We start from the raw sequence: 26,913 nt of genomic DNA, 5'->3' as shown, positions 1-26,913 counted from the left end.
CGGTGAGGGTGTACGTCCCTTCTCCCCCTTCTCATGGTGTGCTCCGCCGGGGTGACCGTTGGCGAAGCGGGAGGGGGCGACCGGCCCCCGCCGGCCGGAGCGCCGGAAGCCCCCTGCCGGACCTCCGGGACTCCGGTTAGTGGTAATAGTACCGTTAGTGTTGTGCCTGGACAATGGTTGGCGGGATCGTCGCGGGCTCCAGGGCGTCGGCCAGGGTGTGAACTGCGCCCAGGACTCGGGAGGCGGTGGCGTGGATGTCTTCCCCGACTGCGTGGGTGTCGGCGTCAGGGTCGGACCAGGTGGCGATGTAGCCGATGGAGTAGGCGCTAGTGTCTAGCCCGAGCAGGCCGGCCAGGACGTAGGCGACGGACTCGGCTTCGCATTCCATGACGCCGCGGTGGGTGAGGTAGTCGCTGTGCGGTGTCTCGAGGTGGCCGAGGGTGATGTGGGCGGCCTCGTGGAGGAGTGTCTTGGCGCCTTGGGCGGGGGAGAGGTGGGTCTCGATGACCACGCGGCGTCCGTGGTTGGTGGTGTAGCCGTTGGTGTGGCCGTCGAGCTGCTCGCGGGTAACGGTCCAGCCGGTGGCGGTGAGGTAGTCACTCACGGCGGCCGCGATCCCAAGGTCGTCGGTGCCGGTGAGGCGGTGGGCGATGGTGGCGTGGTCCTCTTCGCCGTCGATGAGGTCGGTTTGGGTGATGTCGAAGACCGACAGGACGGGGAAGCGGGGCAGTCGCTTCTCTAGCTCCTCACCGGTGGCTGGGTCCTCCTCGGTGATCCTCTTCGTGGAGTAGCCGAAGATCCGGATGGCCTGCTCGCCCTTGCGGACCTGGCGACCCTTGGTCTGCCACTGGCGGTAGCCGGCCACGGCCGTTGCGGTGGGACGCTGGGCCAGGATGAGCAGGACGTTGTTCAGGCTGTAGGTGTGGAACGAGCGTGAGAAGTCGAGGAAGCGTCGCCACTCCTCGCTGCCGCGTAGGGCGTGGGCCTGGTCGGCGATGCTGGCGTGGAGGGCCGCGGCCTGCTCCCGGCGCTGCTCGGCACTCATCGTCTGGCGGCTCGTGCGTGACATGGTTTCCATCCTCCAAAGGTGACGAGATTAGTACCGTTAGTACGGTTAACCCTCTTGGCCCCCTCCACGTTTTCTTGCCGTGAAGGCACGTAGTGCCGCTAGGGAGAGCCGGCCGGAGTGCAAGGCGTCGTGGAATACCGGACTGAGCGCAGCGAGGGAGGATATGCCGCGAAAGCGCCTTGCGCGTAGGTCGGCCGACCGTATGCTGCCGCAGGCTTCACGGCGAGAAAAACGAGCGCCGTTGGCGCGTGCAGCTGGTGGCCGCCGTGGCGGCCTCGGGTAGCCGGCACGGCAGGCGGGCTTGGGTGGGGGAGTGGGGTGTGGACGCTGCCGGGTGCGATCGCGGCATGGATCGATCCACTGCACCCGCGGCTTGAGCCCTCCGGCGGTTAGGCAGTGGACCGCGCGCACTCCCTGGGGTTCATGTGCGTGTCGCTTGTTCCTTGTGGAGCCAAGGCCGGACGTCTGCCTTGCGGAGCCACACGAGCCGTTCCTGACGGTGGTTGCGAGGGTCGGGTCGCCACAGCACCAGGACGTGGGTGGTGGTCCAGCGGTTGGCGGTGGCGGCCACCCACCAGCTCGAGCCTGTCTCGTCCTCGAGGCGTGCGATGCAGGGCAGCGCCCCCATCGGGTTCAGCGGCACCGATGGGGGATGGTCCGCGTTGGCCAGCTCACGCACGCTCCAAGTATCGAACATACGTACCACTCGCGCTCTCAGGGCTCCAACCTCGCGAGGGGTGACCGCCCGTGGCATCAATACTGGGATTAGTACTGTTGTCGGTGCGGCCGTTGGCCGCCGGGTTGTTGGTTTCTTTCCCTTCCTGGCGTTCGATTCTGAGCCGCGGCCGCCGCCGGTCAAGTCGGGCGCTGCGCGCCGGCGGTCCTGCGCACGATTCTGGGTCGCGCTCCTGCGTCGCTTGTTTCGCCCCAGATTCGTGCTTGTCTCGCCGGTTCCCCGACTGGACCTCTGGCGTCCCATCGCGGCTCCGATCGACCTCTTGCCAGGAAGGACAAGAAAACGTTCAGGGGAGGAGTCAGGGGATGGGTGCTCACGTGGTGGTGTACGGCCGAGCCGGGTGCGAGGCGTGCCGGGCGACCGAGCGCGCACTGCAGCGGGCGGGGGTGGAGTTCGAGGTGGTGGACCTGGACCGCAACCCTGCGGCGCTGCGGCTGGTGCAAGCGCTGGAGTTCACGACGGCGCCGGTAGTGACGACGGGCCGGGAGTGGTGGTCGGGCTTCCGTCCGGACCGGATTAAGGCGGTCACGAAGGCGTGATCGGGGCGTCGAGGGGCCGGGGCGCCGGGGAAGGGGCTTGGCGGCGACTCTGCTCCGGCAGCGTCGGGACGGGCTTGCCCGACCTGATCGCCTCCGCCACGGCGCGGGCGAGCTGCCGGCCGGGGCTCATGGGTCCGGCGGCGGCGGCCCGGGTGGCGGCCTCGGCCTCTCGGCGAGCTCGGGCGAGGGCAGCGTTGTGGCGCTGCTCGGCGAGGATGCGCTGGGAGTTGGAGCGGCGCACGGTGCCGTGGGCGTCGCGCCAAACGGCCAGGCGGTAGCTGAGCCAAGCTCCGACGTTGCCGACTCCGTCGGCTCCATCGTGTGGCCATCTCCTCCCGCCCGGGAGGTGGTCGATGGCGTGGTGAAGGTCGGCAACGGTCCAGCCGGCGAGAAAGTAGGGCCGGGCGATGGACCGGACGTGCTCGGGAGAGATGCGCCGCAACACCGGGATGAGGTGACGCAACGTGCCGGCGGCTGCCAGCATGTCGTCCTTGCGCTTTGGCGTGACGGAGCGGGGCCATGCTGGGAGTTGCCGCTGTGCTGGTAGCGGGGCGGGCCGCGCTTGCGCGGCTGAAGGTGTCGGGCCGCGTAGCGGCTCCGGTGTGGTCTGGGCCAGGTCCCCGCGCGCGTGCGTGCGGGGGAGTACGCCAGCCTCTTTCAGGGGAGGGGTCTCAAAACTGTCCACAGGCTGCAGCGGGCGGAGCACGGACAGGACGTATACGGCCCGCTCGTTGCTGCCACCGCCTGCGGCCGGGGCGTACTGCGCGGTGCGGCCGCTGGCCACCACTCCGAGGAGCTTCCAGTCGCGCAGGCGGCGCAGGTAGCGGGCGATGGTGGCGCGGGAGCTGGCCGCGGTGGGATCGACCTCGAGGACCGCGGCGGCGAGGCTGGTCCAGGAGAAGACGGTGGTCTTGGACTTGGGGTCGATGGCGTTGGCGGTCGCCAGGACGACGGCACGGTAGGTGCGCCAGGACCGGGGGGTCATCGTGGCGGTCCCCGGGTGGGCGAGGGCCTGCTCGACCCAGTCACTGACCCGGCGGGGGATGGTGTGTCCCGCCGGCACGGCCATCCGGACCGTCAGCGGGGCGCGTTCACGCTCCCTGTTGGGCCGTCGGGTGCGCCGCCGACCCTGGTTCCAGGGCTCAGGTGCGTTCGGCGTGTCGCGCGATGAAGGTAGCGCGAAAGAGGCAGGGGTAGCTATGGTGGGCTCCGAGCGTTAGACGCACGAAGGTGCGTTGATCTAGGCCCTTCACCTGAGGCCGGCAAGCACAGGGGTGAAGGACTTGGACTCTGGGGCCGGCCCTTCGGGGCCGGCCCCCACTCATATGTGGGGTTATGCGCTAGCTGCTAGCGGCAACTCCTTCTGGTCGGGGTGTCGAGTGGGCACGGGGGCGAGCTCAGCGAGCCCCTCATGCGTGGCGAGCACGGCAGCGACGTAGTCACTGACCGCGTCGTAACCGGCCTTGGCCGCGCTGGCCTCGACAGCGGCGCGGACCTCACGGTGGGGTCGGCTGTAGAGCACGACCCGGTCGCCCTTGCTGGGCCGTCCAATGCGTCCACTCATACCGCCACCCTGGCAGTGGTGCTTGCAGAAAGACGGAAGGCGCGCCGGTGTGTCGCCAGGATCGTCGGGGAGTGGTCATCGGATCCTCACAGCCCGCGCGCCACGGCGGCCGCGGCGTGGAGCCAGGCGCGGCGGGTGCGCTCGTTGAGGGCTCCCAGACGCAGCAGTCCATCGACCATCGCGGGGTCAAAGGGGACGGTAACGGCTTCGCGGGCCAGGGGCTGGAAGCCGTCAGCGATGCGGTCGACCTGGGTTGTGGTGGCTTTCGGGTCGGCCTGGGAGACGATGACCACGGCACCGGCGGCGAGCTCGGCGCCGCGCTCGTCGCGCTCGGCCAGGGCCTCGAGGAGGAGTGCGCCGGCCTCGGCGTGGTCGTCGCGGGTGGTGGTGGCCACGACGATCTGGTCGGCGTGGTCGATCATCCGCAGCCACATGGGGTCGGACTCGTCGTTGCCTGAGTCGATGAAGATCAGGCGGTAGTACTTCGCGGCGACGGCGTGGATGGCGTCGACGTCGCCTGGTTCCACCCGCTGCTCGTGGGCCAGTGCCATGGGCTTGGAGCGCAGCACATCGAAGCGGTCGCGGGTCTGGTGGTGGACGTAGTGGGCCAGGTCGGCGGACTGGGCTGCGGTGCCCAGGAGGCGGTCGGTCTGGGGCAGGAGCTCGAGCAGGGTGGCGTCGTGGGGGCCCTGTTCGGTGCGCCAGCCGAGCGTGCCGCGGGTCTGGTTGTTGTCCCACGCCAGTACCCCTGCGCCGCCGTAGCGGGCGAAGATGGCCGACAGGAGGATGGTGGAGGGGGTCTTGCTCGCCCCGCCCTTGCCGTTGACGATCGCGATCGTGCGCGGGCCGGGCCAGTGCTGGCTCACGGCCTGTTCGTCGGCTCGTTCGCTGCGTTCGGCCTCGCTGGGGCTCACGCGTACACCCAGGCGGGTGAGCAGCCCCCGTGCTCCCTTGGTGGCCGGTTCCTCGGTCTGTTCGCTGGTGAGGAAGGACCGGCGCGCCGCGGGCGTGGCCGCCGGCGCGTGAGCGCCCCACGGGGTGGGCGTGGGGGCGTCCTGCTCGGGCTCGCGGTTCGCCGGCTCGCGTGTCGCAGGCTGCGCGCGCGTGGGGTCCGGTGCGGTGGTGGCCTGACGGCGGCGGGTGCGCCGTGGGGGCGCCTGCTCGGTGTCCTCATCGGCCTCGACAGTGCCGTCGGGGTGGACGATGAGCGGCCAGGTCCCGTCCGGGCCGGTGGCGGTCAGGCGTACTGGCCGGTCGACCTTGGCCGCGGTCTCGGTGACGAGCTCGACGATCGCGGCGCGCGCGTCTTCCGGTCGTGAGGTCTCGATGGGGCGGGCGGTGCCGTTGATGATGACTTCCCCACTCCCGTCCTCACGGGTCGTGGCGTGGATGCGGGGCCAGGCTGCCACGGGCTTGGTGGTCATGAGTGGGTTCTCCTGTCTGTCACAGGCTGATACCGAGAGCGGCTAAGAAGTCGCGGGGGTCGACGGGGCTGCCATCGACGTGGACCTCGAAGTGGAGGTGGCAGCCGGTGGACCAGCCACTGGAGCCGGTGCGGGCGATCTGCTGCCCGGCCTCGACCCGGTCACCGACGGCGACGAGGATCCCGTTGGCGTACATGTGCTTGTAGCGGGTCAGGACCCCGCCGTGGTCGACGTCCAGGGTCCAGCCGCCGTGCTGGTCGGTGAACACGTCGATGACGGTGCCCTCTTGGGCCGCCCAGATGGGGCCCTCGCACCCGCCGGCTTGGAAGTCGAGCCCAGCGTGCAGGCGGGTGAATGCGCCCGTGACCGGGTCGACGCGCATCCCGTAGCCGCTGGTGATCGGTCCGTCGGCGGGCAGCGCCCAGCCTTCAGGGCCGACGGTGCCTGGGGTGGTGGTTGTGGTCGTGCACACGCGTCCACCGGTCCCGCGTGCCAGGCCGGTGTCGGCACCGGAGAGGGCTTCGACGACGGCGACGGCGTCGTCCCAATACCTCTCGTAGTGGAAGGGGTCGGCGTTTCGTTGGACGCGGTGGGCGACCATCGTGGGCTCGAGGGAGTCGCGGCCGTGGAGCTGGATCATCGCCTCGAAGAAGCTGGTGGCCGAGACGTAGGGGTCCATGCGGTCCTCGTAGCTGCCCCAGGCGCCGTTGTCCCGTTGCTGGAACAGGCCGCGGGAGTCGGGCCCGACCGCGTCGCCACGGTCCAGGACCTGCAGGCTGGACTCGCCCATGGCGGTCATGACGCCGATCGTCTGGTCGCGCACGCTCATCCCCATGTCCGCGCCGGCGCGAAGGATGTGGGCGGCGTTAACGAGCTGGTCTCCGCTGTAGCCGTTGACCTCGCCGTCGGGCACGTCCGCGTCGCTGATGGAGACGGTGGAGTCCTGGCCGGGGTTGCAGTTCGCCTCTGCCGGCGTCCCACCCAGCAGCAGGAGACTGAACACGAGGGCCAGGACCGCAGCCGGGATGAGGATGAGCGCGGCGATGGGTAGGAGTTTGGGCGGCATGGCATGACCTCAGCCCGCTGCTTCTGGCGGCGTGATGCGCTCGGCGAGCCAAGGCGCATTGGCGTCCCGGCGGCTGAGCAGGACGGTGTAGTCACCGACATCGGTGGGGACCTGCACTCGGGCGACGTAGGCGCTGGAGTCCTCGGTCACGGAGGGGTCGGCGGTGACCTCTCGTGCGGGGATGTTGGCGGGGTCGACGTGGGCGTAGTCGATCTGCGCCTCGTTGCTCAGGAGTGGTTGCAGCTGCGCCCACCAGCTGTCGTGGTCGAGGTCGGGACGCGCGAAAACGCGCATGACCTCCTCACCGGCGGCCGCAGTTGCGGCACGGGACTCGGCGTCCCACTCAGGCACCGCCCGCGGAGTGATGACCTCCCCGGTGTCGTCATCGATGAGCCCCGATGGCACGGGAGCGGGCACGGGCGAGGACGACGGGGCCTGATGTGGCTGTGGGTCCCGGGTCGAGTGAGGGAGGGACGGTTGCGCAATCGGGCTCGCGTCACTGCCTGGGGTGGCGTTCTCGCCGGAGCCGCAGCCCACCAGTAGGGAAGCAGCCAGCACGGCTGCTGCTGTGCCAATGCGCCGGTGCGTCACCGAGCCCCCCTCGTGACTGACTTCTACGCCTCGTCTGGCTTCTTACTGTTGGCTCCGGCGCGCAACGTCTCCTTGAGCTCGTCACGCAGGATCAGCCAGGTGGATCCGATCTTGTAGGCGGGGATCACGCCCTCCTTGAGCCACTTGTAGACCCCGGGCTTGGTCATGCCGAGGATCTCGGACACGTCCTGCACGCTCAGCTTCTCCGGGCGCCCTTCGAACAACGCGTCGAGGTAGCTCACGTTCCACTTCCCGAGCCACATAGCGGCATCGTAGACTCTGTTACTCCCTGGTGGAAGGGGTTGCTCTCTGAGGGACTATCACTCATACCGTTGATCCTGTCGCTCCTCGGGTCTAGCCTGGATCCTGCGTGGTCCAAGTGCTCCACGTCATTATCGAGGGGGCGAGATAATGCCTGACAGCAGCAACCCCTGGGTGTCCCGGCCAACGGTGGCGGAGAACTCCCAGGCACAGGCAGCGATGCCTGCAATGACCGTACCGCCGGCGACTGGGCCAGTGGTACCCCAAGCCGACGTGCGCGCACCCGACCACGTCGACCGACTGGCGGTAAGGGAGCACGCACGAGCCGCCGAGCTGTGGTGGGTTGGAGTGCACGGCGGAGCGGGGGAGAGCACCCTCGCCGAGCTCGTGCCTCAGTGGCGCTCTGCCCAAGGTGCCTGGCCTCGAGTGAGCGGTGAGAACACGCCTGCTCGCGTCGTGCTGGTGGCGCGGTCGAACGCAGCCGGCCTCAGGGCCGCGCAGACCGCCGCCACACAGTGGGCAGCCGGTCTCGTCCCACACGTGGAACTTCTGGGCCTGGTCATCGTCGCGGATGCTCCCGGTCGCCTCCCGCGTCCATTGCGCGACCTCGTCCGCCTCGTTGGGGGAGGCGTACCGCGGACCTGGACAGTGCCGTGGGCCGAGCAGTGGCGTCTAGGCCATGACGTGTCGCTGCCGAGCGCGCCGCGTCAGGTGCGCCAACTCGTCGAGGAACTGACAGCGCTGATTCGAGCTGGTGCGCCTGCAGGCACCGCGAACCGGAAGGACGACTGATGATCATCGAGGCAATCTCGACGGCGGGCGACATCGCGGCGCTGGTCCCCGTTCACGTGTCGGCGCTGCCCGACCCGGACCCGATCCAGCCCCCGGGCACCGAAGGGCTGACCGCGATCCTGGGCTGGGCGCGGTGGGTGGCTCTCGCGGTGTGCATCCTGGGCCTGTTCGCCGCCGGCGCGCTCATGGCGGTGTCCTCCCGGCGCGGGGAGGGCGGGGAGCACGTCGGCAAGATCGGCATGTCCCTCGCCGGCGTCATCGTCATCTCCGCCGCCGTCGCTCTCGTCGGCTTCCTCGCCGGAACATGACCTGGTGGTGATGTAGGTGAGCGGCCAGGACGACAGCGAGACACGGAGCCCGTTCACGCGGCCGGGCTTCCTGGTGGCGGCCGTCCTCGTCGGCGCGATCGTCGTCGTCGGGATCGTGCTGGGCATCCTCAATGCCACACGCGCCGGCGACGACCCCCCTCAGCCCAGCTCGACGACGACACAGCCAGCGCCGTCCGCCACCTCACCAGACCCCTCGATCGAGCCGGCCGGTGACGACAGTGTCTGCGGCCTGGAGGACGGGAGCTCCGCCGAGGACACACTGTCGGCCGCTCCCGATGCGGAGTGGCAGTTCCAAGGCACCACTGCCTACCCGACCTCACCGACCTACGGACCGGGAGCTACCGACGACAACGGCGTGCGGTACTGCTTCCAGCGCTCACCCGAAGGTGCCCTGTTCGCCGCAGCGAACGCAGTTGTGCAGGGGTCCGATGCAGCGACCTCGACGTACTGGATCAACTACTTCCTGTCGGATGACGCGCCTAGTCGCGACCAGCTACTAGCCGATGTCGCGGCCGGCAGTCCCTCGTCGCTCCGGATGACGGTCGCCGGATTCCGCCTCCTCAACTTCAACGGTGAGAGCGCAACCGTCGACATGGCGATTGAAGCGGTCGGTGGGGGCAACACCAAATACGCCTCTGCCATCTACGAGTTGGTGTGGGAAGCAGGCGACTGGAAGTTGCTCCCGCAAGACGTCACGAACCCACTGCGCATGGCTCAGATCCCCGACATCTCGGGGTATGTCGTCTGGATGGGGTGAACACCATGACAGAGTGCTCGTGGTGGGAAGTGGGCTGCAACCTTGGGAACTGGGTCGAGTCCACGGTGGGTGATGCCATCGAGAACATGGCGAACGCAGTGGTGGAGGCGTTCGGTAAGGCGATTGCTTCGCTCGGCACCGTGTGGGTGCACATCGGGACGCCGAACCTCACCGGCACGGGTGGCTCTTCCCAGCTGGCCGCAGGGGATGTGGCGCCGGCCTCCGGCGCGACCATCACGACCGTCATGGGCTACGTGACGTGGATCAGCTTGGCGGTTGCCATCCTGTCGCTCTTCGCCCTGGGGGCGTTGGTTGCTACCCGGGTGCGGGCGGGTGAGGGGATGGCTGCCGTCGGTCGATTGGGGCTCATCCTGGGCGCGGTTGTCCTGCTGGCGGCAGCTGGTGCGCTGGTCTCCGGCGTGCTTCCGGCTGGCCCGCGTAATGCGGGCGGCGCGGTCCTGTTCCTTCAGTCCGGTCTGTGGTGGTACATGGGCGCCGCCGCGGTGGTCTCTGTGGTCATCGGGGCGGCCAGGATGGCGTGGGAGCAGCGCGCTGAGCCGGGACGGGAGACGGTGAGGTCGCTTCTGACCTTGGTGGTTGTCGCCGGCGCAGGAGTGACGATCGTGAGCCTGCTGGTGGCGGCCGCCGACTCCTTCGCCGTGTGGATCCTCAACAGCTCCCTGGAGTGCGACGTCACGAGTGACTCGGCGTGCTTTGGGCAGAGCATGCTGGACATCCTGGCGCTGACGACGAACACGGCTGCGGGGGGCCTGGGCGCGCTGCTGGTGATCATTCTTGGGCTGATCGCCATCCTCGGTGCCGCGATTCAGATCCTGCTCATGGTGGCTCGGGGCGGGATGCTCGTCATCCTCACCGGGATCTTGCCGTTGGCGGCGTCGTTCACGAACACGGAGATCGGCAGGGGTTGGTTCAAGAAGTGTGTCGCCTGGCTGGTGGCGTTCATCTTGTACAAGCCGGCGGCCGCGATCGTCTACGCCGCGGCCTTCCAGCTCGTGGGCACCGACGTCTTCTCCGACGACGGCACCGGGCTCTTGGCCGTGTTGACGGGCCTGATGCTGATGATCATCGCGCTGTTCGCGATGCCGGCGCTGATGCGCTTTGTGACTCCGATGGTGGGCGCGGTGGCCAGTGGCGCGGCTGGGGGAGCGGTGGCGATGGGTGCGATGGCGGCGCTTCCCACCGGCGCCGCTGCCATCGGCCGTCTGGCCGCCAGGGGCGGCGCGGCCGCGGTCAGCGCGGCGGGTTCCGATGGCCCGCGAGGTGCGACCGGTCCAGGAGGCTCGGGCGGAGGATCGGACACTCCCGGACCCTCGGGCAGCCGTAGCTCTGGCGCCCCGAGCCCGGGCGGCCCGCACGGGTCGGCGCGCGGCGACGGTAGCGCTGCGGCGGCCTCGAGCAGCGGGGCTCGCGGAGCTCCGGTGGGCGTTGGCGCGCAGGCGGGCGGAGGTGGGACCAGCGCCGCGGCGATCGGAGCGAAGGCCGGCGGTGGGGGAAGTGCTGCTGGGGTAGCCGCCGGCCCGGCGGGTGTGGCCACCGGCGCGGCGTTGGAGGCGGGCAGGCGGGCGGGCGCGGCGGCCTCGGGCGCCGCGCGCAGCGTGGGTGAGCAAGCGACGGGCGAGGGGGAAGGGGAGGGTCCGAGTGGCAGCCGTTGAGACAGGCAGGAGCCCGCGCACCTACGGCAACTGGCGGCGTCCGACGTCGGCGGGGATCCTCGGGCTGGGCTCGGTGGGGACGGCGCTGCTGCTGGTCGGCCTCATCATGGTCGTGCTCATGGTGATGATCGCCGGGCTGCTCGAGGCGGTGGTCGTCGCGGGCGTGCTGGGGGCGGTGATGCTCGCCGTGCTGACGAAGGACTCCCACGGCCGGAGCCTGGTCAGCCGTGCCGGTGCGCGGGCGGCGTGGTGGTCGGCTCGCTCGCGTGGCACGCACATCTACCGGTCCGGGCCGCTGGGACGCGCGGAGTGGGGCACTTTCCAGCTGCCCGGCTTGGCGGCCCCGATCCGGATGAGTGAGTTCACCGATTCCTACGGCCGCCCCTTCGCGCTGCTCTACACCCCCGCCACCTCCAACTTCTCCATCGTCATCGGCACCGAACCGGACGGCGCGGCCCTGGTGGACCAGGAGCAGATCGACATCTGGGTCGCGGACTGGGGTCACTGGCTGGCTGGCCTGGGGGATGAGCCGGGGGTGGAGGCCGCGTCGGTGACGATCGAGACCGCCCCGGACTCCGGGTCTCGGCTGCGGCGCGAGGTCGAGCTCAACCTCGATGAGAACGCCCCGACGTTCGCCCGCGAGATGCTGCGCGAGGTGGTGATGCGCTACCCGGCCGGCTCCTCAACGGTCAAGGCGTATGTCGCGATCACCTTCACCGCGGCCCACCGCACGGGGGGCAAGCGGCGCCAGGCCGAGGAGATGGGCCGCGAGCTCGCCGCGCGGCTCCCCGGGCTGACCGGGGGCCTGCAGGCCACCGGCGCCGGCGCCGCGCACCCCCTGTCGGGCCAGGAGCTGTGTGAGGCCATCCGCATCGCCTACGATCCGGCGGCCGCGGTCCTCATCGACGAGGCACACGCCGCGGGGGAGGTCCCCGAGCTGTCGTGGCCCGACGTGGGGCCCGCGGCCGCGCAAGCGAGCTGGGACGGTTACCGGCACGACTCGGCCTACTCGTGCACGTGGGCGATGAGCCAGGCGCCCAGGGGAACGGTGCAGTCCGGGGTGCTGGCCCGGCTCCTCGCCCCGCACCGCGACATCGCCCGCAAGCGCGTCACCTTGCTCTACCGGCCGATCGACGCGGCGCGCGCGGCCGCGATCGTCGAGGCCGACCTGCGGGCGGCGGAGTTCCGAATGACGGCGACGAGCAAGCCCGCGGCCCGCGACAGTCTCGCGGTGCGCTCCGCGGCCGCCACGGCGAGTGAGGAGGCCTCCGGGGCGGGACTGGTGCAGTTCGGCATGCTCGTCACCGCCACCGTCGGTGACCCGGCGCGGGAGGCCGATGCACGGGCGGCGGTGGACAACCTGGCCGCCACGGCGCGGCTGCGGCTGCGCCCGGTGTACGGCTCGCAGGACTCGGCCTTCGCGGCCTCCCTGCCGCTGGGGCTGGTGCTGCCCAAGCACATCAAGATCCCGGCCGAGCTCAGGGAGAAGCTGTGACCACAGCTGAGGATGTCGGCCAGCGGTCCGGGCGGGGTGCACGAGGAGCGAAGGCGGCACCCGTGCGGCCGCGGCGCCCGCCGATGCGCGGGTGGCTCGGCCGAGGCCGAGGGGAGTCGGTCTACCTGCAGACACCGCCCGAGTGGCGCGGCACGACCGTGCAGGTGTGCGGGCTGTGGCCCTTCGCCATCGGCGCCGGCACCCCGATGGTCGGGGTCCCGTTCGGCCGGCACATCCACACCGGCGCCACCCTGTGCTGTGACCCGATCTCCTGGTACCAGCGCGCGAACCTCATCGGGAACCCGTCGGTGTTCTTCCTTGGCCGCCCCGGCTTGGGTAAGACGTCGGCGGTGATGCGCATGGCGGTGGGCCTCAGCGGCTACGGGGTGATCCCGCTTGTGCTGGGGGACACCCGGCCTGACTACATCAAGATGGTCGACCGGCTCGGCGGGCAGGTCATCACCCTGGGCCGCAACCGCGGTGCCCTGAACGTCCTGGACCCCGGAGAGGCGCCCGACGCCGCCGCGCGGCTGCGCGCGGCGGGCTTCGGGCGGGAAGCGGAGGAGGTGCTCGCCGACGCCCACGGCCTGCGGCTGAACATGCTGTCCTCGCTGATCACGGTGCTGCGCAAGAGCGCCCCCACGGCGCGGGAGGAGACGATCCTGGCCCGGGCGCTGACGTGGCTCGATGAGCACCACGACGGGGTGCCGGTGATCCCTGACCTCCTCCAGGTGGTGCGCGCCGCTCCAGCGGAGCTGCGTGAGGCGGCGCTGGACCGCGGTGCGGCCACCCGCTACCAGGAGGTCACCGAGGAGCTCGAGGCGGCCCTCGTCGCCCTGGGGCCGGGCGGGAAGTTCGGTGACGTGTTCGCCAAGCCCACCACCCAGCCGATGCGCCGCGACCGTGCCGTGGTCTACGACGTGTCCGCGATCCCGCAGTCCGACAGCGACCTGCGCGCCGTGGCGCTGCTGGCGTCCTGGTCGGCCGGCTTCGCCGTGGTCAATATCGCCCAGGTCCTGGCCGACGTGGGCCTGGAGACGCGGCGGCACTACTTCGTGGTGCTCGATGAGCTGCACCAGGCCCTGAAGGCCGGCCCCGGCCTGGTGGACCGGGTCGACTACCTCACCCGCCTCAACCGCACGGTGGGGGTGGGGCTGGCGATGATTACCCACACGATGAAGGACCTGCGGTCCCTGCCGTTGGAGGAGGACCGGCAAAAGGCCATGGGCTTCATCGAGCGGGCCGGGTTCATCGTGTGCGGGGGTCTGCCGTTGAGTGAGATGCCGCTGCTCAGCTCGGTGGTGGGCCTGTCCCGCGAGGAGCAGGAGCTCCTCGGCGGCTGGCAGGACCCACCCGCCTGGGACACCAAGGAGGGTCGGGAGGCACCCCCGCCAGGCCTGGGCAAGTTCCTCGTCAAGGTCGGGGGCCGGCCGGGCATCCCGGTCGACCTCACCCTCACCGCGGCGGAGAAGTCGCTGCACATGAGCTCGGCGCGGTGGACTGAGCGGTCCCGCACCGGGCTGCTGGGACAGGAGGCGCCGCAGTGAGCCTGCCGAACAACCGGCGCCGCGACCCCGGTGGCGCCTCGAGCGACGCGGTCCTCGTGTGGGTGGCCATCGCCGGGGTCATCGTGGTCGTCGGCGGGGTCTACGCCGCGATGCACCTGGGCCACCGGATCGCCGACACCGGCGCCGACCTTCCGGCCGATCCGTTCTCCGTGCTGTTCGGGCTGCTGGGCGGGGACCTGGCCTGGCCGGGGGCGGCCGGTTGGTGGGTCATCGCCACCCTGGCGGTCGTCCTGGTCGTGCTCATCGTCGCCGCGGGCCTGCTGGTCCACCGGGTCCGGGCCCGGCGGTCCCGGGTGGACCGCGCCGCGCGGTACATGGGCCGCGGGCGCGACGTGCAGGACCTGACGCGCAAGCAGGCACTGGGCACTGCCACGCGCCTGGGCGTGAACGCCTCGCCAGGGGTGCCGATCGGGCGCACCGTGGCGCAGAACGAGCCGCTGTACGGGTCGTGGGAGGACATGCACATCGACATCTGGGGGCCGCGCACCGGCAAGACGACCAGCCGGGCGGTGCCGGCGATCCTCGAGGCCCCCGGGTCGGTGCTGGTGACCTCGAACAAGCGTGACGTCGTCGACGCGACCCGCGACGTGCGCGCCCAGGCCGGGCCGGTGTGGGTCTTCGACCCCCAGGCCATCATCCTCGAGGAGCCCTCGTGGTGGTGGAACCCGCTGTCCTACGTGACCGATGAGGTGCGGGCCGCGAAGCTCGCCGACCACTTCGCCACCGGCTCCCGCGATCCCGGCGCCAGGACCGACGCCTACTTCGACCCAGCCGGGCAGGACCTGCTCGCCGGCCTGCTGCTGGCGGCGGCGCTGGACCACCGGCCGATCACCGATGTGTACAGCTGGCTGACCCGGCCCACCGACGAGACCGCCGTGGACATCCTCCACGAGCACGGGTACACGCTGACCGCCGACCAGGTCGCCGGCGTCGTCTCGGCCCCGGAGAAGCAGCGCGGGGGCGTGTTCGGGACGGCGCAGCAGATGGCCTCGTGCCTGACGAACCGGCAGGTCGCCCGGTGGGTCACCCCGCAGGGGGTGGCCGACCCGCGGCGACAGTTCCGGCCCGAGGACTTCGTCCGGGCCGATGGCGGCACGCTGTACTCCCTGTCCAAGGAGGGACGCGGCACCGCCGGCCCTCTGGTAACGGCGCTGACCGTGGCCGTCGTGGAGGCGGCCGAGGACCTGGCCGCGAGCTCACGGGGCGGGCGGCTGGGCACCCCGCTGCTCGGGGTCCTCGACGAGGCGGCCAACGTGTGCCGCTGGCGCGACCTGCCCAACCTCTACAGCCATTACGGCTCCCGCGGGATCGTGCTCATGACGATCCTGCAGTCCTGGTCCCAAGGCGTGGAGGTGTGGGGACAGTCGGGCATGAAAAAGCTGTGGAGCGCCTCGAACGTGAAGGTCTACGGCGGGGGAGTGAGCGAGGCCGCGTTCCTGGAGGACCTGTCGCGGATGATCGGGGACTACGACCGTCTGTCCTCCTCCACCTCCCACGGCCGCGGGCACCGCACCGTGTCCCAGCAGCTCCACCGCGAGCGGATCCTGGACGTGGCCGACCTCGCCGCGCTGCCCAAGGGGCGCGCGGTCGTGATGGCCTCGGGTTCGCGGCCCACCCTCATCCGCACGCAGCCGTGGATGCACGGGCCTCACGCCGCGGAGGTCGAGGCCTCGATCGCGGCTCACGACCCGCAGGCCGAGCGCACCATCCGTGAAGCACAAAGCGCGGCGGCCGCCGTCGAGGCAGCCGTTGGTGCCGGGGAGGTGTGATGAGCGACTGGGCTGATGCTGTCGAGGACGAGGGCGCTGAGGCAGGCGCGGGCGAGGTCGATGACGCGGGCGGGGAGGCCGGGTCGGCGTTGTACTACGGCTCGGTCGACGAGTTCGTCCGGGAGTACCTGCGCCACGTCTACCGGCGGCGCATCGACGGCCGGCACCGGGTGTGGGCCGCGCGCTGGTGGGAGCACGACGAAGCCATCATCCGCCTCGAAGCGCTGTGGCGCGCCTGGGAGCATCTTCGCCGGGACCCGGCCACCGGTATGAGCGTGTGGTGGCGTGACCACGCCGACCATCACATGGCGATGCTCATGAGCCCAGACGGCCCCTTCAGCGCTGTCGACCCAGACGCGAAGGAGAACCACACCCGGAAAGGGGAGCCCCTGCCGTACCAGCCGCCGCCCGCTGGGTTGTTCCCAGATGTGCGGCAGGCGGTGTAACTAGGCGAGCGGCCCCGGCGGCTGGGGCCGTGTCGTATGTGGAACCCGATCCCGAGTCCCACGCGCGGGCCCAGCGGGGGTCTGTGACGCGGGGCCCGGGAGGTGCCGGCGTCGTCACCGGGCCTTGGTGGCCGCCAGGATCCCGTCATGAGCGGTTCGTTCCGCGTTCAACCGCTCGCAATGTGCGCGTGATCGCCTGAGGCGGGCCCCGGTCGGGGCTGTTCACGCGTCGAGAGGGAATCATGAGGACTTCTGCTGGAAAGCGGGGGAGGGCGGGCCGCCTCTCCCTGGTTGCCGCTAGCGCGGTGGGTCTCGCGTTTGTGCCGTCGATGGCTGTCGCGGACGTCAGTGACCACGGGGGCGCTACGCGCAACGTCGAGGACCGCACCGCTGCGCTTGAGGCCGCGATCATGGACGGGCCCGCGAAGAACGTCATCCTCATCATCGGGGACGGCATGGGCGCGTCGGAGATCACCATCGCGCGCAACTACGCCGAGGGCGCCGCGGGCACCCTGCCGGGCCTGGACCCGCTGCTGGTGACCGGTCAGAAGACGACGTACGACCTCACCCCCGACGGTGAGGTCCACTACGTGCCCGACTCCGCTTCCACCGCCAGTGCGTGGGCGACGGGCACGAAGACCTACACCGGTGCGCTGTCCATTGATGTCGAGAACAACCCTCAGGACACGCTCCTGGAGATCGCCAAGGCCAACGGCCTGAAGACGGGCAACGTCTCGACCTCGGAGATCCAGGACGCCACCCCTGCCGCGCTGTTCGCCCACGTGAACGCGCGCCGGTGCTACGGGCCGCAGGCCACCGCGACGACCTGCCCGACGTTCGCCAAGGAGAACGGCGGCCTGGGCTCCATCACCGAGCAGCTGCTCGACGCGCGCGCCGACGTCGTCCTGGGTGGCGGCAACGCCACGATGGGCGAGACCGCGGCTGCCGGCCCGTGGGCCGGCCAGACCCTCCAGGAGCAGGCCGCCGAGCGCGGCTACACCTACCTGACCGACTCCGCCGAGCTCGCCGGCCTCTCCGCCGCTGACCAGAGCGCCCCTGTCCTGGGGCTCTTCACCCCGGGCAACTTCCCCGTGCGGTACACGGGCCCGATCGCCACCGAGGGTGGCGGCAACCAGCCGGCAGCCAGCTGCACCGAGAACCCCGAGTGGGACCCGGCGACCTCGCTGGGCACCATGACCGGCAAGGCGATCGAGCTCCTCGACGGTGACGAGGGCTTCTTCCTCCAGGTGGAGAGCGCAAGCATCGACAAGCGCGACCACTCCGCTGATGCCTGCGGGCAAATTGGTGAGACCATCGAGCTGGATGAGGCCGTCCAGGCCGCGCTCGACTTCGCCAAGGCCGACGGTGAGACCCTGGTCGTCATCACCGCCGACCACTCCCACACGAGCCAGATCGTCGGCTCCACCCCGCCCGGGCTCAGCGTCAACCTCCTCACCGCCGACGGCCAGGAGATGATCGTTGCCTACGGCACGGCACCCGCCGGTGGCTCCCAGCAGCACACCGGCGCGTCGGTCCCGATCGCGGCCTACGGCCCTGGCGGGGCGAACGTGGCCGGGCTGACCGACGACACGGACACCTTCTTCACCACGATGGACGCCCTCGAGCTCAATGGTGACCTGGCGTCCCTGAGCGCCGCTGCGACGCTCACCCTCGAGCCTTCCTCGGCTGCGCCCGGGCAGACCGTGACCGCGGCCTCGTCCGAGCTGTTCGGTGACCGGCAGGTCCTCGCCACGGTGGGCGGTGAGCCCGTTGGCCAGGCCGACGTCATCGACGGCGTCGCCTCCTTCGACGTGACGGCACCCGAAACCCCGGGGGAGTACCCGGTCGTGCTCACCGGTGTGCAGACCGGTACCGAGCTCACTGCTTCCCTGGTCGTGTCCCAGTCCCCGACCACCCCTGCCCCCGGGGACGACGGCGATGACAACGAGCCGGACACGGGTGGTGTCGTCGACACTGACGACGCCGGCGGGCCTGGCATCGGCGCTGCTCCGCAGTCCGCCGCCGGCGGTCCGCTCGCGGTGACCGGCGCCGAAGTGGCGCTGGCAGCACTCCTCGCGGCCCTGCTGCTCGGCTCTGGCGGTGCCGCCTTCTGGCTGCGCAACCAGCGCCTCGCCCGGGTCGGCTAACGACACACCCACGGCAGCAACACGGAGGCCGTCGCCCGGCTACGGGCGGCGGCCTCCGCTGTCGGCGGGATGACCCGAGCGGGTCGACGTCATGCCTCCGTCGGTCGCCATGGCGTGTCGGCGGCGAACGAGGCCATGAGTGAGCGAGCTGGCCTCCCTGTCGACGGCGCACTTCCGAGACCGTGGGCGGCGGAGTCCTGGCCGCTACCCCACGGAGCCGAGCAACGCCTCCGGTCGTCACCCGGGCCGCGCCGCCGCCCATCATCCGCCTCCTCACCGCGGTCCAACGGGCCGGATGCTGGCTGGCTTCGAATCGGCTTCTCACGGGGTGTTACGCTCGCGCAGGTCAGACGGATCGGCGTCACAGTGGCCGCACAGTTGAGGCCAGCGACGGCCGCGACCAGCGCCCTTGATTCGCCTGCTGCCTCCCCCCGCCCTGCCCGAAGGACAACGATGAACCGGACCGGTCGACTCACCGCAGCAACCTTGGGTGTTGCGCTCGTGCTCAGCGCGTGCGGCAGCGACGATCCCGAGAGCGCCTCGACCCCTGCCGCCCAGGACACCGCGACGGCGGCCCCCACTGAGGACGGCGCCGACACGGGCGAGGAGGAGGACGCCCACGCCAACCACGGCGGTGGTGACTCAGCGGATCCGACTCCCGTTACCGTCAGCCTGCTGGGCACGTCGACTGGTCACTTTGAGCCCGTCGAGGGCCGCGGTGACATGTTCGCCTCCATCGAGGGCACCGCAGTCCTGGAGAAGTCCGAAACCGGCACCACCATGACGGTGAACGCCTCCGGCCTCGACCCGCAGTTCACCTACCCCTCGCACATGCACGACGGTGCGTGCTCGACGTTCGGCGGGCACTACCAGCAGGACCCGTCGGGCCCGATGTCACCGCCCAACGAGATCTGGGGATCCTCCTCCGCTGACCCGAGTGGTGACCTCGAGCCGAACAGTCAGGGCATGGCGGTAGGGCAGGGCAGCGCGGACTGGGTGCCGCGGACGCAGGACCTGGCGGTGCAGATCCACGAGCCCGAGATGCCCGGTTTCCCGGTGGTCTGCGCGGACTTCTCCGCCTACGACTCGCCGGTGACGATCGTCCTCGAGGCGGACGCCACCCATGGCGCAGACATCGAGACCATCGAGTACTCCCTCAACGACGGCGAGATGCTCACCTACGAGGGTCCGGTCGAGGTTGCCGAAGCGGGTGACCATGTCCTGGTCGTGCAGGGTGTCGACGCCAACGGCACAGCGACCGACCCGCAGGAGTTCACCTTCGTCATCGACGACGCAGCCTAGACGTCCCCGGCCATCAGGGTCGGACTGGGCACGGACAGTCACGTCTAACTTGTGGCGCTGAGATTTGTTCGCCTCGCGTCTTCTGGGTGCGCCACTCGAGCGTGGTGGTAGGTCGTGCTGCTCGTCCTACCGTCCCCTCGCGGTGGTGGCGTGGTGTGTGCGTGCGGCCCGCAGTCCGTTAAGGATGACCAGAACCTCGGCGATCTCGTGGATGAGCACGACCGCGGCCAGGCCGAGGACGCCAGTGATGGCCAGGGGTGGCAGGGCGGCGATGATGAGCAGCGACAGGACGATGTTCTGGTTGACGATGCGCCGCCCGCGTCGGGCATGGGTGATGGCCTGGGGCAGGAGGCGTAGGTCCTGACCGGTGAAGGCGACGTCGGCGGACTCGATCGCGGCATCGGAGCCGGTGGCTCCCATCGCGATTCCGACGTCGGCCGCGGCTAGGGCGGGGGCGTCGTTGATGCCGTCGCCGATCATCGCGGTAGGCCGGCGACCGCTGAGGTCGTGCACGGCGGCGGACTTGTCTTCGGGGCGCAACTCGGCGCGCACGTCGCTGATGCCGGCTCGGGCAGCGAGGGCGCGGGCGGTGCGCTCGTTGTCCCCGGTGAGCATCGTGACGCCGATGCCGTGCCCCGCCAGGGCCTCGACGACCTGGGGCACCTCGGGGCGCAGCTCGTCCCTCACCCCGATCGCTCCCGCGATCGTGCCGCCACGGTGAACAACGACGACGGTCATCCCTTGGGCCTCGAGGTCACGGACCGGGGCGGTGAGGTCGCCGGGGTCAATCCACCGGGGGCTGCCGACCCTCACCTCACCGCCGTCGACGGTGCCGTGGACGCCGTGACCGGCTTCCTCAGTGATGCGCTCGGCGGCGGGGGTCTTGGGGGCGGCGCGGGTGATCGCCGCGGCGAGGGGGTGGGTGCTGTGCTGCTCGAGCGCCGCGGCCCAGGCCAGGACCTGCTCCTCGGTCACGTCGGGCGCGGGCACGACGGCGGTGACGGTGGGCTGGTTCCGGGTCAGGGTCCCGGTCTTGTCGAACGCCAGGTGCCCGATGGTGCCGAAGCGTTCGAAGATGGCCCCGCTCTTGATGATGACGCCGAACTTGCTCGCCGAGCCGACCGCGGAAACCACGGTGATGGGCACCGCAATGGCCAGCGCGCACGGGGAGGCGGCCACGAGCACCACCAGGGCGCGGGTGATCCAGGTCTGCGGGTCACCGGCGAGTGAGCCGATGACGGCGACGAGCACGGCCAGCACCAGGACGCCGGGCACGAGCGGGCGGGCGATGCGGTCGGCCAGTCGGGCGCGGTGCCCCTTCTCTGCCTGGGCCTGCTCGACCAAGCTCACGATCGTGGTCAGGGAGTTGTCGGTGCCGGCCGCGGTCGCCTCGACCTGTAGGGCTCCGGCGGCGTTGATTGCTCCGGCGGACACCTCGTCGCCGGGGCCGACCTGGACGGGGATGGACTCTCCGGTGATGGCCGAGGTGTCGAGGCTGCTGTGCCCGCTGCGCACGATGCCGTCGGTGGCGATGCGTTCACCTGGCTTGACGACCATGACCTGCCCTGCGGCCAGGTCACGGGCCGGAACGGTCACGCTCTGACCGTCGCTGAGGACGGTGGCGCTCTGGGGCATGAGCTGGAGCAGCGCGCGCAGCCCGGCGCGTGCGCGGTCCATGGCCCGGTCTTCCAGGGCTTCGGCGATGGAGTAGAGGAAGGCCAGGGCCGCGGCCTCCTCGACGTGGCCGAGGATGACCGCCCCGGTGGCGCTCATCGTCATGAGGAGCGCGATGCCGAGCTTGCCCGCGGCGAGCTTGCGCAGCGCACCGGGGACGAACGTGGAGGCCCCGAGGAGCAGGCCGACCCAGAACAGCACCTGCGCTGCGGTCTCGGCGCCGGACCACTCACAGGCCAGCCCGGCGACGAACGCTGCCCCCGAGGCGACGGGGATCATGACGGCGCGGTCACCCCACCACGGGGCCTCGTGCTCGTCGTCGCTCTCGAGCTCCTCGACGGGTGCGTGGGTGATCGCGCTCATGCCATCGCTCCGCTCGCGCAACAGCCGGGCACCGTGCAGCTCGCGTCCACGCACGGGGCGTTCTCATCGACCGCCAGCGTCACCTCGACCAGCGCAGTCATCGCCGCCGCTAGGTGGGGGTCGGCGATCTCGTACCGCGTCTGACGGCCCTCGGGTTCGGCGACAACGATGCCGCAGTCCCGCAGGCAGGTCAGGTGGTTCGACACGTTCGACCGGGTCAGGCTCAGGTCGCGGGCGAGCACCGCCGGGTAGCTGGGGCCCTCGAGCAGTGTCATGAGGATGCGGGAGCGGGTCGGGTCGGCCATCGCCCGGCCCAGCCGGTTCATGACGTCTAGCCGCGAAGCAATAGTCAGCATGCGCTGACTATACAGCACGCGCTGACTTCTTATGCTGGCGCGACCACACCTGCACAACTGTATAGGTGTATGGTCGTGGTCATGAGTGTGACGCCGTTGGATTCGTGTGAGGTCGCCGCCGTCGATCCGGGGAAGGTGGCGCTGACCCGGGAGAGGATCCCCGATGAGGGGGAGGCCGGCAGGTTGGCCGGCCTGTTCAAGCTTCTGGGGGACCCGCGCCGCGCCCGCGTGCTGTATGCGTTGCTGGAGGGGGGAGAGCTGTGCGTGTGCGACCTGGCGGCGGTCGTGGATGTGCCGGAGGCGTCGGTGTCCCAGGTGCTGCGGGTCCTGCGCACCGCTGGGGTGGTCGACAACCGCCGGGAGGGGCGGATGGTGTACTACCGCCTGGCCGACGGGCACGTGCGGATGCTGCTGGACGTCTCCCGGGAGCACGCTCGCCACGAGGGGCAGAGCTGATGGGCGCGGGACACAGCCACGCCCCAGCGCCTGGGCATGCCGGTGGCCGCTACCGCCGGCGGCTGGCCGGGGCGTTCGCCCTGACCGCGGGCTTCTTCCTCATCGAGCTCGTCGCGGGACTGGTGTCAGGGTCGTTGGCCCTGCTGTCGGATGCCGGGCACATGGCTGCCGATGTGGTGGTGCTGGGTGCGGCTCTGCTGGCCACCCGCATCGCGAGCCGTCCGGACTCCACGGGGCGACGCACCTATGGCTCCTACCGGGCGGAGGTGTTCGCCTCGGCCCTGGCGGTGCTGGCGATGCTCGCCGTGGGGGTGTACGTGGTGGTCGAGGCCGCTAGCCGGCTGGGTGATGCGCCGGAGGTGGCCTCCGGTGCCATGCTCGCGGTCGGGTTCGCCGGCCTGGTGATCAACATCGTTTCCATGCTCCTGTTGCGCAGCGGGTCCAAGGAGAGCCTGAACGTCAAGGGTGCCTACTACGAGGTGATCGCCGACGCCGCGGGGTCGGTGGGCGTCATGGTCGCCGGTGTGCTGATCATCGTCACCGGCCAGCCGGTCTGGGACATCGTCGTCGCGGCGCTCATCGCAGTCTTCGTCATCATCCGGGCGGTGGTCCTGGGCAGGCAGGTGGTGACGGTCTTGGCTCAGCACGCTCCGGAAGGGGTGGACCCGGAAGGCGTCGCCGGTGACCTGGACGCGGTCGCGGGTGTGGCCGAGGTTCACGACCTGCACCTGTGGACCCTGACCTCGGGGATGAACGTGGCCACCGCTCACCTGGTCGCCGGCCACGGCGCCGACCACGGCGAGGTGCTCGCCGGCGCGCGGCAGGTGCTGCGCGACCGCTACGGTATCGCCCATGCCACCTTGCAGGTGGAGGCCGCCGGCAGGGGCGGCTGTCACGACCTGAGCTGGTAGCACTCGACATTGTCCTCACGCGGGATCCGCGCGACCTGGATCGAGCCGACGTCAACGGAGCGCGCGATGACTACGAAGCAGGGCAAGGCCCCCGGGCCCGACGATGGTCAGCGGCGGGCACGACGCGGGATGGTCCTCACCCTGCTGGGGATCGGGCTGGTCTGCGCGGCGTACGTGGTGACGATCGTGGTCATGGTGGCGCGATGACGTGGCCCAGGGTGTGACCCGCGCGGTTAGCATCGCCAGATGCCGATCCTGACCACGAGCGGGAAACCGCCGCACGGTGACGTGTCCGCCGGCCGGGGTGCCCCACGGGCGTGGCCGTGGGCGGTGGCCGCGCTGCCGCTGGTTGTGGTCGGCCTGGTGGCTGGCCTGGCGCTGAGTGGAGCGGCCGCGCCGCGTGAGCTGATCGATCCCGGCCCCCTGGTGCGGTGGGGCCTCCCGCTCGCGACCTCACTGGCCCGCGCGGCGGCGGCCGTGACGATCGGCGCGCTCATGCTGTGCGCCGTGGTCCTGCCCCGGACCACACCTGCCGCACCGAGCCAGGCCCGCGCGGGCGAGCAGGCTCCCCGGGATGACCGGGACCGGCGCTTGCCCTCGAGCGGTGAGGACCCGACGTGGCGGCGGGTCGCGAACGTCGCTGTCGTGGCGGCTGTGGTGTGGGCACTGGCGCAGCTGGCTCATCTCCTCCTGACCCATGCCGCGGCGCTGGGTACGGTGATCGGTGGGCCGGGGTACGGCGCTGAGCTCCTCCAGTTCGTCACCCAGATCGACATGGGCCGCTACCTGGGTGTGGCCACGCTCCTGGCCGCGATCGTCGCACCGGTGGCCGCGGTCATCGCAAGCCACGGCTCGGCAGCCTGGGCCATGCTCCTGGCCGTGGCGGCGTTCTCCCCAGTCTCGGTGACCGGCCATGCCGCCGGGGCGGCCAACCACGACTTCGCCGTGACCTCGTGGTGGCTGCACGTGACGGCCGTGGCGGTCTGGGTGGGAGGTCTGGCCGTCTTGTGCGTGGTGGCCTCCCGACTGGGTGCTGGTTTGGCGGATGTCACTGAGCGGTTCTCGAGGATCGCGGTGTGGGCCTTCGCGGTCGCCACCATCGCCGGCGCCGCCAATGCCTGGATCCGGTTCTCCACGCCGCTGGACCTGTTCGTCCATCCCTACGGTCAGCTCCTGTTGGTCAAGGTGGTCCTGACCGCCGCACTGGGCCTGGCGGGCTGGTTCCACCGCACCATGACGATCCCGGCGATCCGTGCCGAGACGCGGCCGGAGGGAAGGGCAGGGTGGGCGTTCTGGCGGTTGGCCGGGGTGGAGGTCCTGATCATGGGCGCGGTGGTCGGGGTCGCCGTCGCACTAGGTTCCTCCGCACCGCCGGAGGCGCTGGAGCCACCTGCCGACGCCAGCCCGGTCTATCTACTGACGGGCTACCCCCAGCCCCCGGCGCCCACTGCGTGGGCCTACCTCTCGCAGTGGCGCCCGGACCCGTTGACGATCTTTGTCGCCATTACGGCCCTGGTGGTCTACCTCTCCTGGGTGTGGCGCCTGCGCCGCACGGGAGCCCGCTGGCCGGCGATCCGGGTGGCCAGCTGGGTGGTGGGGGTCTTGCTGTTCCTGTGGAGCACCAGTGGCGGTCCGGCGGTCTACGGAAGTGTCCTGGTCAGCGCTCACCTGGTTCACCACATGGTCCTCCTCGTAGTGGTACCGATCCTCCTGGTGCTCGGGGCGCCCGGCGCGTTGGCCATGAGCGTCCTTCCTAGACGGGAGGACGGCTCCCGTGGTCCAAGAGAGTGGCTCGAGGCCCTACACAGCTCGCGGTTCGTGGCGTTCGTCGCGCACCCCGTGGTGGCTACCCTGACGGTCGCCGTGTCTGTGGTGGTCTTCTACTACACCCCCGTCTTCGCGCGAGCCCAGGACAGTCCCATCTGGCACGCAGTGTCCGTCGTGTACTTCACCGCGGCAGGCTGCAACCTGGTGCACGCCCTCCTCGCCGGTCCCCACCGTCGCCCGGCCCCCCTCCCGCTGCGCCTCGGCGCGGCGGTGGCAGGCATGCTGTTCTACGGCGCTTGGGGGATGGTCCTGGGCTCGAGCACCTCATTGCTCGCGGCCGACCACTTCGGCCAGCTCGGCCTGAGCTGGGGCGTCGACGCGCGCGCCGACCAACGCGCTGGGGGACTGGTCGTGTGGGGCATCGCGGAGGTCGGCATGCTGGCTCTGGCGCTGGCCCTGATCCTCACGTGGATGCGGGCCCCGCTCACGCCAGCACGCCGCAGCCCGGCCCCGCCGGCTCCGGAAGCGTGAGATGCGCGGGGTGCGGCGCAGAACACAGCCAGCACCGTGACCATTCCGTTACACTCGCGGCTGCGGTGTGATCGGGACCGTGGAACGAGACTGTGTGACCTGTTACCTGGAGACTGCTTGATGCCCGAAGAGGCGCGGCCATCGCCGATGCCGCAGGTGACCCGTCGTCAGCTGCGCGAGAGTCGCGGTGGACGGCCTAAACTCCGGTCCGATGATGCGGGGCGCCGGCGTGCTGGTGCTCTGTCGGCGGCACCGGAAGACGGTCCGGTCTCGGCTGCGGGCCGCGGGCAGGCGCCCTCGGGCGAGGTTAACTGGGCCCAGATTCTCGGTCAGGCTGAGCCCGCCCGCCACACGGCCGGCGGGCGCCGAGTGTCGCGGCGTGACTTGCGCGCCGCGAGGCCGTCGTCGCGCCCGCGTCGACGGTCTGTGGTCCGCGGCGGCCTGCGGCGCGCGACGATGCGGTCCGCCATCGTGGGGGTCCTGGCGGCCTCGACGATCGTGGCGCCACTCCTGGGAACGGTGTGCATGGACCCCGCCCATGCCCATCCCGGCGAGACGCGGCAGGGGGTGCCGGCCACCACTCCAGAGGCCTCCGCCCCCGCAGAGCCGGGCCTCCCATCACCGCTCTACGCGACGGATGATCCCACGGCCGATGCGGCGGCCCCCACGCGCAGTGAGGAGCAGGCGGCCAGGACGGCTGAGCGTGAACCCATCGAGGAACCTCTGGACGTCGAGGAGCCGCTGGAGAAGGTCGTGCCGGACCTCGAGCTGCTGGCGGAGGAACGCGCCACGGCGGCTGCAGAGCCACCGCCTCCGACGTTCGTGATGCCCCTGGGACAAAACACCTTCCGGGTGTCGTCCTCCTACGGGGGCCGTACCGACCCGTTCAACGGCGCAGCGGCCTTCCACGAGGGAGTGGACCTGGCTGCACCGATGGACACACCCATCTACGCCGTCGCCGACGGGGTGGTGGACTACGTGGGCCCGGGCAAGGACGGGCGGTCCAGCATGATCATCGTCATCGCCCATGATGTCGCCGGGCAGCGGTTCTACAGCTGGTACAACCACATGTACGCCGATGACCTTTACGTGCAGGAGGGCCAGAGCGTGAGCGCGGGTGAGGTCATCGCCGGGGTCGGGTCCAACGGCAGGTCCACCGGCCCGCATCTGCACTTCGAGATCCACACCGATGACGCGTTGACCACCACCGACCCGCTGGCGTGGCTGGGGGAGCGGGAGGCTGTGGACATCAGCGCCCTGTCGTAGACCAGCTCCATCCGGGGGTGACGCGCCGGGTGTCAACTCGTGAACTACCAGCCACCGCTGG

The 26,913-nt window shown here is 70.7% G+C and carries 26 protein-coding genes; 16 read left to right on the top strand and 10 right to left on the bottom strand.

Going from position 1 to position 26,913, the window contains the following annotated elements; all coding sequences use genetic code 11:
• Positions 1-154 precede the first annotated feature (154 nt).
• Together DSZ44_RS16840 and DSZ44_RS16835 are read right to left on the bottom strand one after the other, a co-directional pair.
• On the bottom strand, positions 155-1,069 hold the full coding sequence (locus tag DSZ44_RS16840; protein ID WP_110853784.1) for an ArdC-like ssDNA-binding domain-containing protein: 915 nt from the start codon (positions 1,067-1,069) through the stop codon (positions 155-157).
• 421 nt (positions 1,070-1,490) lie between these two features.
• Complete coding sequence (locus tag DSZ44_RS16835) at positions 1,491-1,748, bottom strand: hypothetical protein (RefSeq protein ID WP_146237599.1); 258 nt, start codon at positions 1,746-1,748, stop codon at positions 1,491-1,493.
• A 362-nt stretch (positions 1,749-2,110) separates the two neighbouring features.
• Between DSZ44_RS16835 and DSZ44_RS16830 the strand changes: the two genes are divergently transcribed.
• The gene (locus DSZ44_RS16830) at positions 2,111-2,344 is read left to right on the top strand and encodes a glutaredoxin domain-containing protein (RefSeq protein ID WP_110853782.1); all 234 of its coding nucleotides are present in this window, start codon (positions 2,111-2,113) and stop codon (positions 2,342-2,344) included.
• Here the strand turns inward: DSZ44_RS16830 and DSZ44_RS18120 are convergent.
• The 6 genes from DSZ44_RS18120 to DSZ44_RS16795 form a co-directional block, all read right to left on the bottom strand.
• Positions 2,331-3,413 (bottom strand): hypothetical protein, encoded by a 1,083-nt coding sequence (locus tag DSZ44_RS18120; protein ID WP_146237598.1) that lies wholly within the window; start codon positions 3,411-3,413, stop codon positions 2,331-2,333. The genes DSZ44_RS16830 and DSZ44_RS18120 overlap by 14 nt on opposite strands.
• A 264-nt stretch (positions 3,414-3,677) precedes the next feature.
• Positions 3,678-3,908, bottom strand: coding sequence for a hypothetical protein (locus tag DSZ44_RS16815; protein ID WP_146237597.1), 231 nt, complete (start codon positions 3,906-3,908; stop codon positions 3,678-3,680).
• Between the two features lie 86 nt (positions 3,909-3,994).
• Positions 3,995-5,332 (bottom strand): MinD/ParA family ATP-binding protein, encoded by a 1,338-nt coding sequence (locus DSZ44_RS16810; protein WP_110853778.1) that lies wholly within the window; start codon positions 5,330-5,332, stop codon positions 3,995-3,997.
• A 19-nt stretch (positions 5,333-5,351) separates the two neighbouring features.
• Positions 5,352-6,398 (bottom strand): M23 family metallopeptidase, encoded by a 1,047-nt coding sequence (locus DSZ44_RS16805; RefSeq protein ID WP_110853777.1) that lies wholly within the window; start codon positions 6,396-6,398, stop codon positions 5,352-5,354.
• Between the two features lie 9 nt (positions 6,399-6,407).
• Positions 6,408-6,692 (bottom strand): hypothetical protein, encoded by a 285-nt coding sequence (locus DSZ44_RS16800; RefSeq protein ID WP_146237596.1) that lies wholly within the window; start codon positions 6,690-6,692, stop codon positions 6,408-6,410.
• A gap of 320 nt (positions 6,693-7,012) precedes the next feature.
• Positions 7,013-7,231 carry a helix-turn-helix domain-containing protein gene (locus DSZ44_RS16795; RefSeq protein WP_258369661.1) on the bottom strand — a complete coding sequence of 73 codons (219 nt, stop codon included), beginning with the start codon at positions 7,229-7,231 and terminating at the stop codon, positions 7,013-7,015.
• A gap of 169 nt (positions 7,232-7,400) precedes the next feature.
• On the opposite strand from DSZ44_RS16795, the gene DSZ44_RS18995 reads away from it, so the two are divergent.
• From DSZ44_RS18995 to DSZ44_RS16745, 10 genes are all read left to right on the top strand, one after another.
• Entirely contained in the window at positions 7,401-8,042 is a 642-nt protein-coding gene (locus DSZ44_RS18995; protein ID WP_110853774.1) for a DUF6668 family protein, read from the top strand.
• Complete coding sequence (locus DSZ44_RS16785; protein WP_110853773.1) at positions 8,042-8,350, top strand: hypothetical protein; 309 nt, start codon at positions 8,042-8,044, stop codon at positions 8,348-8,350. Before DSZ44_RS18995 ends, DSZ44_RS16785 begins: the two co-directional genes overlap by 1 nt.
• A gap of 16 nt (positions 8,351-8,366) precedes the next feature.
• A complete protein-coding gene (locus DSZ44_RS16780; protein WP_110853772.1) occupies positions 8,367-9,128 on the top strand; it encodes a DUF8175 domain-containg protein in 762 nt (253 codons plus the stop codon).
• 5 nt (positions 9,129-9,133) lie between these two features.
• Positions 9,134-10,801: a TrbL/VirB6 family protein gene (locus DSZ44_RS16775; protein ID WP_110853806.1), complete on the top strand. Its 1,668-nt coding sequence runs from the start codon at positions 9,134-9,136 to the stop codon at positions 10,799-10,801.
• Entirely contained in the window at positions 10,788-12,296 is a 1,509-nt protein-coding gene (locus DSZ44_RS16770) for an SCO6880 family protein (protein WP_181424702.1), read from the top strand. Before DSZ44_RS16775 ends, DSZ44_RS16770 begins: the two co-directional genes overlap by 14 nt.
• Before the next feature lie 62 nt (positions 12,297-12,358).
• Entirely contained in the window at positions 12,359-13,843 is a 1,485-nt protein-coding gene (locus DSZ44_RS16765) for a putative type IV secretion/conjugal transfer ATPase (protein WP_110853771.1), read from the top strand.
• Complete coding sequence (locus DSZ44_RS16760; RefSeq protein ID WP_181424701.1) at positions 13,840-15,633, top strand: type IV secretory system conjugative DNA transfer family protein; 1,794 nt, start codon at positions 13,840-13,842, stop codon at positions 15,631-15,633. Before DSZ44_RS16765 ends, DSZ44_RS16760 begins: the two co-directional genes overlap by 4 nt.
• On the top strand, positions 15,633-16,079 hold the full coding sequence (locus DSZ44_RS16755) for a DUF4913 domain-containing protein (RefSeq protein ID WP_110853770.1): 447 nt from the start codon (positions 15,633-15,635) through the stop codon (positions 16,077-16,079). The genes DSZ44_RS16760 and DSZ44_RS16755 overlap by 1 nt, the downstream gene beginning before the upstream one ends.
• Positions 16,080-16,408: 329 nt before the next feature.
• Entirely contained in the window at positions 16,409-18,226 is a 1,818-nt protein-coding gene (phoA, locus tag DSZ44_RS16750) for an alkaline phosphatase (RefSeq protein WP_258369660.1), read from the top strand.
• A gap of 453 nt (positions 18,227-18,679) precedes the next feature.
• Positions 18,680-19,528, top strand: coding sequence for a hypothetical protein (locus DSZ44_RS16745; protein WP_146237595.1), 849 nt, complete (start codon positions 18,680-18,682; stop codon positions 19,526-19,528).
• Between the two features lie 126 nt (positions 19,529-19,654).
• On the opposite strand, the gene DSZ44_RS16740 is transcribed toward DSZ44_RS16745, so the two are convergent.
• Both DSZ44_RS16740 and cmtR read right to left on the bottom strand, forming a co-directional pair.
• Complete coding sequence (locus DSZ44_RS16740; protein ID WP_181424700.1) at positions 19,655-21,565, bottom strand: heavy metal translocating P-type ATPase; 1,911 nt, start codon at positions 21,563-21,565, stop codon at positions 19,655-19,657.
• A complete protein-coding gene (gene cmtR, locus DSZ44_RS16735; RefSeq protein WP_110853802.1) occupies positions 21,562-21,921 on the bottom strand; it encodes a Cd(II)/Pb(II)-sensing metalloregulatory transcriptional regulator CmtR in 360 nt (119 codons plus the stop codon). The genes DSZ44_RS16740 and cmtR overlap by 4 nt, the downstream gene beginning before the upstream one ends.
• 81 nt (positions 21,922-22,002) lie before the next feature.
• Here cmtR and DSZ44_RS16730 point away from each other — a divergent pair, with 81 nt between their 5' ends.
• From DSZ44_RS16730 to DSZ44_RS18990, 5 genes are all read left to right on the top strand, one after another.
• On the top strand, positions 22,003-22,377 hold the full coding sequence (locus DSZ44_RS16730; RefSeq protein ID WP_110853801.1) for an ArsR/SmtB family transcription factor: 375 nt from the start codon (positions 22,003-22,005) through the stop codon (positions 22,375-22,377).
• Entirely contained in the window at positions 22,377-23,288 is a 912-nt protein-coding gene (locus DSZ44_RS16725) for a cation diffusion facilitator family transporter (RefSeq protein ID WP_110853767.1), read from the top strand. Before DSZ44_RS16730 ends, DSZ44_RS16725 begins: the two co-directional genes overlap by 1 nt.
• A gap of 66 nt (positions 23,289-23,354) precedes the next feature.
• Positions 23,355-23,495 carry a hypothetical protein gene (locus DSZ44_RS18460; protein WP_181424699.1) on the top strand — a complete coding sequence of 47 codons (141 nt, stop codon included), beginning with the start codon at positions 23,355-23,357 and terminating at the stop codon, positions 23,493-23,495.
• 39 nt (positions 23,496-23,534) lie between these two features.
• Positions 23,535-25,586 (top strand): bifunctional copper resistance protein CopD/cytochrome c oxidase assembly protein, encoded by a 2,052-nt coding sequence (locus DSZ44_RS16720; protein ID WP_110853766.1) that lies wholly within the window; start codon positions 23,535-23,537, stop codon positions 25,584-25,586.
• A 456-nt stretch (positions 25,587-26,042) separates the two neighbouring features.
• The gene (locus DSZ44_RS18990) at positions 26,043-26,852 is read left to right on the top strand and encodes a M23 family metallopeptidase (RefSeq protein ID WP_110853800.1); all 810 of its coding nucleotides are present in this window, start codon (positions 26,043-26,045) and stop codon (positions 26,850-26,852) included.
• Positions 26,853-26,913 lie beyond the last annotated feature (61 nt).

Source organism: Georgenia satyanarayanai, assembly GCF_900116375.1.
Taxonomy (GTDB): Bacteria; Actinomycetota; Actinomycetes; order Actinomycetales; family Actinomycetaceae; genus Oceanitalea; species Oceanitalea nanhaiensis.
This window is presented reverse-complemented; position numbering and strand designations above follow the sequence as displayed.

Excerpts from the sequence above, each read along its gene's own strand:
- DSZ44_RS18990 (WP_110853800.1), top strand. The coding sequence starts at position 26,043 with ATGCGGTCCGCCATCGTGGGGGTCCTGGCGGCCTCGACGATCGTGGCG.
- DSZ44_RS16830 (WP_110853782.1), top strand. The coding sequence starts at position 2,111 with ATGGGTGCTCACGTGGTGGTGTACGGCCGAGCCGGGTGCGAGGCGTGC.
- DSZ44_RS18995 (WP_110853774.1), top strand. The coding sequence starts at position 7,401 with ATGCCTGACAGCAGCAACCCCTGGGTGTCCCGGCCAACGGTGGCGGAG.
- DSZ44_RS16740 (WP_181424700.1), bottom strand. The coding sequence starts at position 21,565 with ATGAGCGCGATCACCCACGCACCCGTCGAGGAGCTCGAGAGCGACGAC.
- DSZ44_RS16840 (WP_110853784.1), bottom strand. The coding sequence starts at position 1,069 with ATGTCACGCACGAGCCGCCAGACGATGAGTGCCGAGCAGCGCCGGGAG.
- DSZ44_RS16810 (WP_110853778.1), bottom strand. The coding sequence starts at position 5,332 with ATGACCACCAAGCCCGTGGCAGCCTGGCCCCGCATCCACGCCACGACC.
- DSZ44_RS16745 (WP_146237595.1), top strand. The coding sequence starts at position 18,680 with ATGAACCGGACCGGTCGACTCACCGCAGCAACCTTGGGTGTTGCGCTC.
- DSZ44_RS18460 (WP_181424699.1), top strand. The coding sequence starts at position 23,355 with ATGACTACGAAGCAGGGCAAGGCCCCCGGGCCCGACGATGGTCAGCGG.
- DSZ44_RS16725 (WP_110853767.1), top strand. The coding sequence starts at position 22,377 with ATGGGCGCGGGACACAGCCACGCCCCAGCGCCTGGGCATGCCGGTGGC.
- DSZ44_RS18120 (WP_146237598.1), bottom strand. The coding sequence starts at position 3,413 with ATGGCCGTGCCGGCGGGACACACCATCCCCCGCCGGGTCAGTGACTGG.
- cmtR (WP_110853802.1), bottom strand. The coding sequence starts at position 21,921 with ATGCTGACTATTGCTTCGCGGCTAGACGTCATGAACCGGCTGGGCCGG.
- DSZ44_RS16730 (WP_110853801.1), top strand. The coding sequence starts at position 22,003 with ATGAGTGTGACGCCGTTGGATTCGTGTGAGGTCGCCGCCGTCGATCCG.
- phoA (WP_258369660.1), top strand. The coding sequence starts at position 16,409 with ATGGCTGTCGCGGACGTCAGTGACCACGGGGGCGCTACGCGCAACGTC.
- DSZ44_RS16775 (WP_110853806.1), top strand. The coding sequence starts at position 9,134 with ATGACAGAGTGCTCGTGGTGGGAAGTGGGCTGCAACCTTGGGAACTGG.
- DSZ44_RS16720 (WP_110853766.1), top strand. The coding sequence starts at position 23,535 with ATGCCGATCCTGACCACGAGCGGGAAACCGCCGCACGGTGACGTGTCC.
- DSZ44_RS16805 (WP_110853777.1), bottom strand. The coding sequence starts at position 6,398 with ATGCCGCCCAAACTCCTACCCATCGCCGCGCTCATCCTCATCCCGGCT.
- DSZ44_RS16800 (WP_146237596.1), bottom strand. The coding sequence starts at position 6,692 with ATGCGCGTTTTCGCGCGTCCCGACCTCGACCACGACAGCTGGTGGGCG.
- DSZ44_RS16785 (WP_110853773.1), top strand. The coding sequence starts at position 8,042 with ATGATCATCGAGGCAATCTCGACGGCGGGCGACATCGCGGCGCTGGTC.
- DSZ44_RS16815 (WP_146237597.1), bottom strand. The coding sequence starts at position 3,908 with ATGAGTGGACGCATTGGACGGCCCAGCAAGGGCGACCGGGTCGTGCTC.
- DSZ44_RS16755 (WP_110853770.1), top strand. The coding sequence starts at position 15,633 with ATGAGCGACTGGGCTGATGCTGTCGAGGACGAGGGCGCTGAGGCAGGC.